This is a genomic window from Phenylobacterium sp. (genome assembly GCF_028290885.1).
In the GTDB taxonomy this organism is placed as follows: domain Bacteria; phylum Pseudomonadota; class Alphaproteobacteria; order Caulobacterales; family Caulobacteraceae; genus Phenylobacterium.
In genome coordinates, this window is the sequence record NZ_JAQGIZ010000019.1 from 1 (window position 1) to 10,463 (window position 10,463).

General features: G+C 67.4%; 13 protein-coding genes. 9 read left to right on the forward strand and 4 right to left on the reverse strand.

The genetic code is table 11. The features are described from left to right. The first annotated feature begins 12 nt into the window (after window positions 1-12). Together JWP28_RS01645 and JWP28_RS01650 are read left to right on the forward strand one after the other, a co-directional pair. Entirely contained in the window at window positions 13-120 is a 108-nt protein-coding gene (locus JWP28_RS01645; protein WP_299539290.1) for an AraC family transcriptional regulator, read from the forward strand. Window positions 121-398: 278 nt separating this feature from the next. Beyond that, complete coding sequence (locus JWP28_RS01650; protein ID WP_299539263.1) at window positions 399-1,241, forward strand: helix-turn-helix transcriptional regulator; 843 nt, start codon at window positions 399-401, stop codon at window positions 1,239-1,241. Window positions 1,242-1,245: 4 nt separating this feature from the next. On the opposite strand, the gene JWP28_RS01655 is transcribed toward JWP28_RS01650, so the two are convergent. After that, complete coding sequence (locus JWP28_RS01655; protein WP_299539266.1) at window positions 1,246-1,857, reverse strand: isochorismatase family protein; 612 nt, start codon at window positions 1,855-1,857, stop codon at window positions 1,246-1,248. Continuing rightward, window positions 1,836-2,537 carry a sensor histidine kinase gene (locus tag JWP28_RS01660; protein ID WP_299539270.1) on the reverse strand — a complete coding sequence of 234 codons (702 nt, stop codon included), beginning with the start codon at window positions 2,535-2,537 and terminating at the stop codon, window positions 1,836-1,838. Before JWP28_RS01660 ends, JWP28_RS01655 begins: the two co-directional genes overlap by 22 nt. A gap of 93 nt (window positions 2,538-2,630) precedes the next feature. On the opposite strand from JWP28_RS01660, the gene JWP28_RS01665 reads away from it, so the two are divergent. The 6 genes from JWP28_RS01665 to JWP28_RS01690 all read left to right on the forward strand — a co-directional run bounded on the left by JWP28_RS01665 (window position 2,631) and on the right by JWP28_RS01690 (window position 8,861). Then, window positions 2,631-2,972 carry a thiamine pyrophosphate-dependent enzyme gene (locus JWP28_RS01665; protein ID WP_299539292.1) on the forward strand — a complete coding sequence of 114 codons (342 nt, stop codon included), beginning with the start codon at window positions 2,631-2,633 and terminating at the stop codon, window positions 2,970-2,972. Between the two features lie 409 nt (window positions 2,973-3,381). Continuing rightward, window positions 3,382-4,314, forward strand: a complete 933-nt coding sequence (gene cyoA / locus JWP28_RS01670; RefSeq protein ID WP_299539272.1) for a ubiquinol oxidase subunit II — start codon at window positions 3,382-3,384, stop codon at window positions 4,312-4,314. After that, window positions 4,314-6,284 carry a cytochrome o ubiquinol oxidase subunit I gene (cyoB, locus tag JWP28_RS01675; protein WP_366143776.1) on the forward strand — a complete coding sequence of 657 codons (1,971 nt, stop codon included), beginning with the start codon at window positions 4,314-4,316 and terminating at the stop codon, window positions 6,282-6,284. The genes cyoA and cyoB overlap by 1 nt, the downstream gene beginning before the upstream one ends. Window positions 6,285-6,295: 11 nt before the next feature. Further along, window positions 6,296-6,916, forward strand: coding sequence for a cytochrome o ubiquinol oxidase subunit III (cyoC, locus tag JWP28_RS01680; RefSeq protein WP_299539276.1), 621 nt, complete (start codon window positions 6,296-6,298; stop codon window positions 6,914-6,916). Further along, window positions 6,913-7,299 carry a cytochrome o ubiquinol oxidase subunit IV gene (gene cyoD, locus JWP28_RS01685; protein ID WP_299539278.1) on the forward strand — a complete coding sequence of 129 codons (387 nt, stop codon included), beginning with the start codon at window positions 6,913-6,915 and terminating at the stop codon, window positions 7,297-7,299. The genes cyoC and cyoD overlap by 4 nt, the downstream gene beginning before the upstream one ends. A gap of 104 nt (window positions 7,300-7,403) precedes the next feature. Next, a complete protein-coding gene (locus JWP28_RS01690; RefSeq protein ID WP_299539281.1) occupies window positions 7,404-8,861 on the forward strand; it encodes a catalase in 1,458 nt (485 codons plus the stop codon). A 304-nt stretch (window positions 8,862-9,165) separates the two neighbouring features. Here the strand turns inward: JWP28_RS01690 and JWP28_RS01695 are convergent, their stop codons facing one another. Then, window positions 9,166-9,615 carry a response regulator gene (locus JWP28_RS01695; protein ID WP_299539283.1) on the reverse strand — a complete coding sequence of 150 codons (450 nt, stop codon included), beginning with the start codon at window positions 9,613-9,615 and terminating at the stop codon, window positions 9,166-9,168. Between the two features lie 48 nt (window positions 9,616-9,663). Here JWP28_RS01695 and JWP28_RS01700 point away from each other — a divergent pair, with 48 nt between their 5' ends. After that, complete coding sequence (locus JWP28_RS01700) at window positions 9,664-9,846, forward strand: hypothetical protein (RefSeq protein ID WP_299539286.1); 183 nt, start codon at window positions 9,664-9,666, stop codon at window positions 9,844-9,846. A 187-nt stretch (window positions 9,847-10,033) separates the two neighbouring features. Here the strand turns inward: JWP28_RS01700 and JWP28_RS01705 are convergent. Continuing rightward, the coding region (locus JWP28_RS01705) for an ABC-type transport auxiliary lipoprotein family protein (RefSeq protein WP_299539288.1) at window positions 10,034-10,463 on the reverse strand (430 nt) is incomplete at its 5' end.

Consider the following 10,463-nt stretch of genomic DNA (forward strand, 5'->3'; position numbering starts at 1 on the left):
GCGTCGCTCTCCATGATCGCGCTGGCCTGCGGCTTCGCCGACCAGAGCCACTTCACCCGCGTCTTCACCCGCCGGGTGGGGCTGAGCCCGGGCGCCTGGCGGAAATACCTCGCGGGGTGAACCGGCCCGTTTGGCCCGATTCCACCGCCCTTATGGCCGAAGCCCACCTTGGCTGAGATGGCTCCGGGCGATGACTATGGAGGGTCCCTTGGGTGAGCGCTCCAAATGCAGGAGCGCCTCCGCGCCGGCCGAACCCGCGCGCCTGTTGTGAGCGGTTGGGACGTTCATTCGCGGAGATCGCGGTGGCGACGACGTCAACGGAAACCCAGCCCGGCGCTGGCGCCTACGGGCGACGCCTGAGCGAGAAGTTCGGCATTGAGGAGGATGTCCCGTACATTGTGACCCGCACCCTCCAGCGGGCTGAGATCGCGCTCACAGAAGTGCGCATCGACCAGCCCGCTGGCCGGATATCCGACCCGATACCGCGCGAAGACGCCTACCTGATGTCGCTCCTGCTCAGCGACTTCACCTACGATTCCTATTGGGAGGATGGCCGCCAGGTCGGCAGGACCACGATCCCGGCCGGCGAGTGCATGATCCACGACCTGCGCCTAGATCCACTGGTTCTGGTCGACAAGCCCGTGCACTCGCTCCTCCTCTACTTGCCGCGGACAGCCCTCGACGCGCTGGCCGACGACTCCAACGTCCCCCGCATCGAGGATCTGCGATACGATCCGGGCGTCGGTATGCTGGACGAGACGATCCGCAACATCGGCCTGTCGCTGCTGCCCGCCGTTCGCGCGCCCGACCAGGTAAGCCGGCTGTTCGCGGATCACCTGACCTTGGCCATCGCGGCGCACGTCGCGCAGACCCACGGCGGGATGCAGGCCCATTCCAGGCCCATCCAGGGCGGCCTCGCGCCGTGGCAGGAAAAGCGGTCGAAGGAGATGCTCGCCGGCGACCTCACCGGCGCGACGCCGCTCTCCGACATCGCGATGGCCTGCGGGCTCTCGGTGAGCCACTTCTCGCGGGCGTTTCGGAGATCGACCGGACTTGCGCCCCACGCCTGGCTGCTCCACGTCCGCGTGGAGGCGGCGAAGACGATGCTCCGCGCGCGCGACTCATCGCTTTCCATGATCGCGCTCGCCTGCGGCTTCGCCGACCAGAGCCACTTCACCCGTGTCTTCACCCGCCGGGTGGGGCTCAGCCCGGGCGCATGGCGAAAGTATCTCTCCAGTTGAGCGGCTACGCGACCCACTGCGGTCCCTTGATCTCACGGATAAGTCTTAGGAATTCGTCGACCGTCGCCGTCCGACCGCAGTCGCGCTGGAGTTCGCAGATCAGCTGCACACAGCTGGTTTGGTTCGCGCCCGCTTCCGCCATCCGACATAGCGCCGCGGCGTGCGCCAGCTCGGACGTGCCGCCGATGGCATCGATGACGATGTAGGCGTCGTAGCCGTCCTGGATCGCGGAAAGGACAGCGAAGCTCAGGACCACCTCGCTCCACAAGGCCGCGAAAATCAGCTTCCGACGCCCGGTAGCGACCACGGCGTCGAGGAAGTAGTCATCCTCCCAGGGGTTGAGGGTCGTGCGGACGATCTGAGGCACGTCCGGCACGATCTCGGCGATCTCAGGGACGGTGGGCGGCCCGCCGTTGCCGCTCCGCTTCAGCGTCGACAGGACTACCGGCAGCCGGAATAGTCTGGCCGCGCGGCACAGCATGGCGGCATTCTCGACGAGCCGCGCGTGGTCGATCGTCGTCACGCCGGTGATCTGCGGCGGCTGGAAGTCCACGATCAGGAGCGCTGCGTTTTCGCCCGTCAGAAGTCGGTCAGTCAGCGGATCAGGATTAGACAATCGAACCTCCCATGGCGCGTGACGGCGCTCCGATCAGTCAAGAGCGCAGGGTCGGAAGGAATCCGCAGGACGACCTGGGTTCCGGAGAGTTCGAACAGCCACTCGATCCGTCCCCCAAGGGCGTGGGTCAGGCTCTCGACGATGCCACGCCCCCAGCCCTTCAGGGGACTGGATGAGGCGGGCCGGCCGTCGTCGGTGACCCGGCAAAGGATTGTGGGGCCCAGGCTCTCAACCTCGATGAGTATCCGTCCGCCGCCGTCGTCGAAGGCGCGGCGCACCGCATTGTTCACAAGCTCGGCGACGATCAGGGCCACGCGCCAGCAGCGGTCCGCCGCCAGCATCGCTTCCGACGGGATCAGCATCAGGCGCACGCCTCTCTCGCGAAGGCTCGCGCAGGACAATGCGGCGCTGACCCCTTTCAGATAGGTCCCGAGATCGCAGGGCCGGCCGCCCGGCGGCGGCCTGAGCGCACGGTGCACGTCGGCGTAGGCGCGAAGGCGTCCCTCGGCCGCCGCCAGGGCGCCGCGCGCTGTGACGTCTGTGGTTTCGGCCCGGGCGAGCGACAGGGTCGCGATGGCGTGGGTGTACTCGTTCAGAACGCGATGGGAGATCTCGCCCACCAGCAGCAGCGGCGCCGGCTCCAGCGACGCCTCGGATGGTGAAATCGCGCCAATGTGCATGGTGGATCTCCAGAGCGGCCTAGCGCCAACGACGAGCGGCACCATGGAAGCGCGGGCGCCGGCGATCTTGTCGGTTAGGGTCCGCCTTGGAACATTTGGACGCTTCCCACGCGCTCCGAGCGGTCCCGGGGACGAGACCGGAGGGCGGCTAGAGCCGGTCGGGTTCAGCGACCCAAGGCGGGCAGCCGAATCGCCAAAGCGATGGGGCTCTGGGGCGCGATGGTCGAGACCGCGGACGAGCTTGAGGAAGGGATCCGCGCCTGGCTTTCGGAGCCCGGGCCAGCGCTGCTGCATATCAAGGTGGAGCCGATGGAGCTCGTGATGCCGCCGGCGGTAGAGGTCGGCCCCGCCGTCGGCATGGCCCTCTATGCGGCGCGTGCTGTGCTCCAGGGCAAGGGCGGTGACGTGCTCGAGATGATCGAGGAAAACATCTAGCGCGAGCTGGCCCGGACCGGTCCGAGGTGCGCCGCGGGGGGACCCGCGGCGCGCTATTCTTTGCATGCGAGCCGAAGGCCGGGCGGCAAGGGCGGGTCGTACGACTTCCGGACAAAGGAGAGCGTCTTCGGCCAAGAGGTCGGCCGCCGCCCCGTGCATGCTTCCCACAGATGACGCGCGTCTCGCCGTCAATTCGGAGGCAACAGGCCGTGCGCCACTTTCCGGAAGGCTTCCACGCTGATCGCTGCCTGCGCCTGATGGGCGCTCCGCCGCCCCTCCGGGAACCGGAATCTCGGCCACTCGCGAGCGCTCGGCTGGACCCGAGGATCCTTGCGCACATCCAATGTCCGAACACGGACAGTCCGCGATATGCGGTCCCGATCCTCCTCATCAGTCTGAAGGCTCGCGCATGAGGACGCTCCGGACCGTCCTTCCGGCCATCGGCCGCGCGGCCCGGCGCGCCGCGATGCTCCTACCGCTCACGGCCTGCCTTGGAGGCTGCCGCGAGGGCGTGCTGGCCCCCATGGGTCCGATCGGCGGCGCCGAGGACCAGATCCTCTGGGAAACCTTCGGGGCGATGCTGCTGGTGGTCGTCCCGGTGATCCTGGCGACCCTGGCCTTCGCCTGGTGGTTCCGGGCTTCGAACCCGCGCGCCACCTATCGGCCCGACTGGAGCTACTCCGGGAAGATCGAGTTCACGGTTTGGATGACACCGCTACTGCTCATCCTGTTCCTCGCCACCCTGGCCTGGAGCGGATCGCACGATCTGGATCCCTATCGGCGGCTTCAGTCCGACCGGAAGCCGATCCGCGTCGAGGTCATCTCGCTCGATTGGAAGTGGCTGTTCGTCTACCCCGACTATGGGGTCGCCAGCGTCAACGAGCTGGCCGTCCCGGTGGGGACGCCCGTCGATCTGCGGCTGACGTCCGGCACGGTGATGAACTCGTTCTTCGTGCCCCGGCTGGGCAGCCAGATCTACACCATGGCCGGCATGCAGACGCGCCTGTCGCTGCAAGCGGACCGGCCCGGCGCCTTCCGGGGTCTGTCGACCCAGTTCAGCGGCGATGGCTTTTCGGACATGCGGTTCACCGTCCGCGCCACCGACGGGGCGGGGTTCGCCAACTGGATCGCCGCCGCCAAAGCCTCGGCCGGCCGCCTTGACAATGCGGGCTATGACCGCCTGGCCGCCACCCACGCGGCCGCGGCCCCGACGCGCTTCGGCGCCGTTGAACCCGGCCTCTTCGATCACGCCGTGGCCGCGGCCACTTCGTCCGCGCGTCGCCCCACGTCGGCGATGAACGGCGTCATATGCGCCGCGCGGCGCCTCCAGGGGACCTCCTGATGTTCGGCAAGCTCACCCTCCACGACATCCCTCTCGACCAGCCGATCATCATGGGGGCCTGCCTTGGGATCCTCCTGGGCGGCGCGGCCGTGCTCGGCCTCATCACCTACCTGCATCGTTGGCGTTGGCTCTGGGAGGAGTGGATCACCTCCGTCGATCACAAGCGCATCGGGACCATGTACATCCTGCTTGCGCTCGTGATGCTGCTCCGCGGCTTTTCGGACGCGATCATGATGCGCACCCAGCTGGCGCTCGCGGGGGGAGGTCACCTCGGCTACCTGCCGCCCGAACACTACGACCAGGTGTTCTCCGCCCACGGCACGATCATGATCTTCTTCGTGGCCATGCCCTTCGTGGTCGGCCTGATGAACATCATCGTGCCGCTGCAGATCGGGGCGCGGGACGTGGCCTTCCCGGTGCTGAACTCGATCAGTTTCTGGCTGACGGCGGCCGGCGCGCTCTTGCCGAACATCGCGCTCGGCGTTGGAGAGTTCGCCCGCACAGGATGGCTGGCCTATCCGCCGCTCTCCGAGCTTCCCTTCAGTCCAGGCGTCGGCGTGGACTACTATCTGGTCGCCTTGCAGATTTCCGGGATCGGGACGCTGCTCTCAGGCATCAACCTAGTCACCACGATCCTGAAGCTGCGCGCGCCGGGCATGGAGATCGGGATGATGCCGGTCTTCACCTGGACGGCGCTCGGCTCGAACATGCTGATCGTCGCGGCGTTTCCGATCCTCACGGTGACCCTGGGCCTGCTGATGATGGACCGCTATCTCGGCATGCACTTCTTCACCAACGACGCCGGCGGCAATCCGATGCTGTTCATCAACCTCATCTGGTGTTGGGGACATCCGGAGGTCTACATCCTGATCCTGCCGGCGTTCGGCGTGTTCTCGGAAGTCATCGCGACCTTCTCCGGCAAGCCCCTGTTCGGGTACCGCTCGATGGTGACGGCCACCCTGGTCATCACGGTCCTGGCCTTCGTCGTCTGGCTGCATCACTTCTTCACCATGGGCGCCGGCGCGGATGTGAACGCCGTCTTCGGCATCGCCACCATGATCATCGCCGTGCCGACGGGGGTGAAGGTGTTCAACTGGCTCTTCACTATGTACGGCGGCCGCATCCGCTTCGAGCCGCCTGTGCTTTGGACGGTCGGCTTCATGATCACTTTCGTGATCGGCGGGATGACCGGAGTCCTGCTGGCGGTCCCCTCCAACGACTTCCTGCTGCACAACTCACTGTTCCTGATCGCGCACTTCCACAACGTGATCATCGGCGGCGTGCTGTTCGGCTGCTTTGCCGCCCTGGAGTACTGGTTCCCGAAGGTGTTCGGCTTCACGCTGGAGCCGCGCTTGGGAAAGGCCGCCTTCTGGTGTTGGTTCGTCGGCTTCTACCTCGCGTTCATGCCGCTCTATGTCCTGGGCTTCCTGGGCATGACGCGGCGGATGAACCACTACGACAATCCGGCCTGGGACCCGTACATCCTGATCGCCTGCGGCGGGGCGTTCCTGATCCTCGCCGGCATCTGCCTGCAGGCGGTGCAGCTGGTCGTGAGCATCCGCACCCGCCGGGAGCGGCTTGACCTCACCGGCGATCCCTGGAACGGCCGCACGCTTGAATGGTCGCTGCCTTCGCCGCCTGTGGCTTTCAACTTCCCAGTGCTTCCGGCGGTCGAGGGGCTTGACGCCTACTGGGCGACCAAGTCCTCCGGACCGGCGGCGAGGCGCCCGGCCTATGAGGACATCTGGATGCCGGAGAACTCCCCGCTTGGATTCCTCCTGGCGGCCTGCGCATCGGTCGGAGGCTTCGCGCTGGTCTGGCACATCTGGTGGCTCGCGGTCCTGGGCCTGGTCGGTGGCCTCGGCGCGCTGATCGCCTCGTCCTGGCGGGAGCACGGTGAGATCTGCATTCCCGCCGCCGAGGTCGCCCGGTCCGACCGCCTCGCAAACGTCTTCCGCGTCAAGAACTAGAGGCCCCGCCTATGTCCCACGTCTCGATCGCCACCGCGGGCGAGCGCGCCCCGGCGCGATACCAGCCCTCCACGAAGCTCGGCGTCACTGGCTTCGGCTTCTACGTCTACCTCCTCAGCGACGCGATCCTGTTCTCGGCGCTGTTCGCAACCTTCGCCGTGCTCAAGACGGCGACGGACGGCGGCCCAACGGCGCGCGACCTGTTCGACCTGAAGAACGTCGGGCTGGAAACCGCCTGCCTGCTCACCAGCAGCTTCGTCTGCGGCCTCGCGATGCAGGCGGCGGAGGCCCGCAAGCCCAGGGAACTGGCCTCCCTGCTAGGGCTCGTCTTCGCGCTGGGCGTCGGCTTCCTCGGCCTCGAGATCCGCGAGTTCGGCGCGATGATCGCGGCCGGCGCCGGGCCCGACCGCAGCGCATTCCTCTCGGCGTTCTTCGCCCTCGTGGGCGCGCACGGGCTGCACATCACCGTGGGGCTCATCTGGATCGGGTTTCTCCTGGTCCACCTGACGACCATGGGGCTCTCCGAAAGCTATCACCGCCGGCTCTTCTGCTTCTCGCTCTTCTGGCACGTCCTCGACGTCGTCTGGATCGCGATCTTCACCTTCGTCTATCTCCTGGGAGTCCAACCGTGACCGAGAGCGTCGTTTCGAGCCCAGCACAGCTGCGCACCCCGGGCACCGACACCCGCGGCTCGACGGGCCGCTGGCCGACCTACGCGGTGGGTTTCGCGCTCGCCGCGGGCTTCACCATCGCCTCCTTCGCCCTGGCCCGCGGCCATTGGCTGACGCCGGCGAGCCTGATCGCAGCCCTGGTCGTGCTGGCGATCGCCCAGATGATCGTGCACCTCATCTTCTTCCTGCACATCACCACTGCCCCCGCGCAAAAGACCAACATCCTGGCGCTGCTGCTCACCCTGCTGATCATCAGCCTGATGGTAATCGGATCGCTCTGGATCATGGCGCAGCTCAGCACGCACATGGTTCCCATGGACCAGATGATGCGGATGCAGCGGTGATGTCCGCCGGATAGACGCGGGCGATGCAAAATCCAGATTTAATCGATTTTCCTTTTGAGGACGTCACGTGCAGCCTGCGCATGGCTTTCGAACGCGAGGACCCAATGGACAAGCCCACGACCCTGACCACCGCCGCCGGCATTCCTGTCGCTGATAACCAGAACAGCCTGACCGCTGGCCCGCGCGGCCCGCTGCTGGTGCAGGACCTGCACCTCTTCGAGAAGCACGCCCACTTCAACCGCGAGCGCATCCCCGAGCGCGTGGTCCATGCCAAGGGTTCGGCCGCGCACGGCGCCTTCACCGTCACCCACGACATCACCCGCTATACGAAGGCGGATCTGTTCTCCGCGGTCGGCAAGCAGACCGAGGTCTTTCTGCGGTTCTCCACGGTGGCCGGCGAGCGCGGCGCCGCCGACGCCGAGCGCGATGTCCGCGGCTGGGCGCTGAAGTTCTACACGATGCAGGGCAACTGGGACCTGGTCGGCAACAACACGCCAGTCTTCTTCGTGCGCGACCCGCTGAAGTTCCCGGACTTCATCCACACCCAGAAGCGCGATCCGCGTTCGAACCTGCGCAGCCCTACCGCCATGTGGGACTTCTGGAGCCTGAGCCCCGAGAGCCTGCACCAGGTGACGATCCTGTTCTCGGACCGCGGCCTCCCGAAGAGCTACCGCCACATGCACGGCTTCGGCTCGCACACCTACAGCTTCATCAACGCCGCGGGCGAACGCTTCTGGGTGAAGTTCCACTTCAAGACCCAGCAAGGCATTCAGACCCTGACCAACGCCGAGGCCGCCGCCATCGTCGCCGGCGACCGCGAGAGCCATCAGCGTGACCTCTTCGAGGCCATCGAGTGCGGCGACTATCCGCGCTGGACCCTCTACGTGCAGGTGATGCCGGAAGCTGAGGCGGAGACCACGCCCTACAACCCCTTCGACCTGACCAAGGTGTGGCCGCACGCCGACTATCCGCTGATCGAGGTCGGGGTGCTGGAGCTCGACCGCAACCCGGACAACTATCACGCCGAGGTGGAACAGGCGGCGTTCTCGCCGGCCAATGTGGCGCCGGGGATCGGCTACAGCCCCGACAAGATGCTGCAGTTCCGGCTCTTCTCCTACGCCGACGCGCACCGCCACCGCGTCGGGACGAATGCCGACGCCCTGCCGGTCAACCGGCCGAAGACGCCGGTCCACAGCTACCACCGCGACGGAGCAATGCGCTTCGACCGCAACGGGGGCGGTTCGGTCAACTATGAGCCGAACAGCTTCGGCGGGCCGCTACAGGACCCCGCCTACCGTGAGCCGCCGCTGAAGATCACTGGAGACGCCGACCGCTACGACCACCGAGCGGGCAACGACGATTACGGCCAGGCCGGCGACCTCTTCCGGCTGATGAGCGACGACCAGAAACGCCAGCTGATGGACAACATCGCCGCGACCATGGCCGGCGTGCCGGAGACGATCCTGCGCCGCCAGATCGCCCACTTCGCCAAGGCCGACCCGGCCTACGGCGAGGGCGTGGCCCGGCGCGTCGGCCTCGCCGCGCCGGTTCCTGCGGAATAGGTCACGCGTGGCTCTGCGCCTTGGCCCGCCAACTCGATCTTCGTTGGCGGCTGTCTCACCGCATCTCGATTCCGCCAGGGTGTCATAGCCGAGGCCAGTGGTGAGACCGGCGCTGCGGCCAGGAGCCTAAGGAACAGCCGGCGGTGGCGAGTCTGCGCCAGCAGGCGCCTGGCGTCGACGGCTGCGTAAGCACGGCGCTTTTCCTGGCTCCCGGGTCGATGATCGCGTGGCGCCCAGGCGGCCTGAGAACCGTGTACCGGCGACGTAGGAAGGCAGAGGTCGCTGGACGACCTCTGCTCCGGTTTCATTTCAGCTTTGGGACTCCGGTCGCGCCGGGCAAATCTAGGCCGAGGCCGGCGCCCAGGGGCGCCGCGTCCTCGAGCGCCCGCACCAGTTGATCGGGGCCGAAGGGCTTGGGGATGAAGCGCGAGTTGTTGACGCCTTCGCTGGCGTACCGGCGGAGTTCCGTTCCCGACATGTAGACGACGGCGACCTCCGGGTTGGCGAGGCGGGCTCGGCGGGCGATCTCAAAACCGTCAGGGCCGACGCCCAACTCGATGTCCGTCACCAGAGCGGCCAGCCGCGGACGTCGTTCGATCTCGGCGCAGGCTTCAGCGTAGGATCTGGCTTCGAGCACATTGAAGCCGCTCTCTCGCAGGACGGCGCAGTTCAGAAGGTGGGAGATCAGATCGTCATCGACGAATAGAACAGGATCATTAGACATGACATCGGCTCCATTGCCGAAGATGGCCACGGAATGTGGCCTTGTGTCTTGACGGTATCTAGAGACGGATCTGATTTCTTGTCGGTTGTTGATGCGGTTTGCTCAGTTGAGGCCGCCTCGATCAGAGGGGGGAAAATCCGCGCTGGCGTACCGGAGGCGATCCTGCGCCGCCAGATCGCCCACTTCGCCAAGGCCGATCCGGCCTACGGCGCGGGCGTCGACGAGCGCGTGGGCCTGGCTGAAGAGGTTCCAGCGGAATAGGCCGTTGCGCAGCACGGAACGGCCGAGGTGGCCGTGCCGTGGGCGGCGGGACCGGGATCGCGGCTGTGCAGCGCCACGCTGGCGCCGGCGAGCAGAAGCCAGCCGACCGCGCCGGCCAGCGCGAGCCGCGTGCGTGCGCACTGGACGCTCAGCAGCGGCGGCGATCGGGACGGGGATCTGGACCTGTTCAAGGCGCTGGGCGGGGGTTGGCGGTCGGCCCCGACGCGGGCGGGGCGCCCGGCCCGGAGGCTAGGTCGCCGGCGATCCGATCGGCGAGCGCGCCCATCAGGCGGCTCATAGCCTGGGCTTCGCCCTGGGCGTCGTGGGCGCCCTCGGCTTCAGCTTGGAATATCCGGCGTCGTGACGGGGCGGCGCCGCGCACGATCGAGACCACCGCCAGCAGGCCATAGCCCGCCGGCCGCTCGCTGAGCGTCTCCACCTGGACAGTCACCGCCACGGCGTTCGCCGGCGTCGGATCGCTCCAGGGCGCGATGACGGCGCCCGGCAGCCGGGCCACCAGGTCCGCCGTCAGGGCGGCGGCGGCCAGCCGCCCCGGCGCGGCGCTCCATCGCGCCAACTCCTCCACCGCCACCTCGACCGCGCCGGTCGGCCGGGCC

Excerpts from the sequence above, each read along its gene's own strand:
- JWP28_RS01645 (WP_299539290.1), top strand. The coding sequence starts at position 13 with ATGATCGCGCTGGCCTGCGGCTTCGCCGACCAGAGCCACTTCACCCGC.
- JWP28_RS01660 (WP_299539270.1), bottom strand. The coding sequence starts at position 2,537 with ATGCACATTGGCGCGATTTCACCATCCGAGGCGTCGCTGGAGCCGGCG.
- cyoA (WP_299539272.1), top strand. The coding sequence starts at position 3,382 with ATGAGGACGCTCCGGACCGTCCTTCCGGCCATCGGCCGCGCGGCCCGG.
- cyoB (WP_366143776.1), top strand. The coding sequence starts at position 4,314 with ATGTTCGGCAAGCTCACCCTCCACGACATCCCTCTCGACCAGCCGATC.
- cyoC (WP_299539276.1), top strand. The coding sequence starts at position 6,296 with ATGTCCCACGTCTCGATCGCCACCGCGGGCGAGCGCGCCCCGGCGCGA.
- JWP28_RS01690 (WP_299539281.1), top strand. The coding sequence starts at position 7,404 with ATGGACAAGCCCACGACCCTGACCACCGCCGCCGGCATTCCTGTCGCT.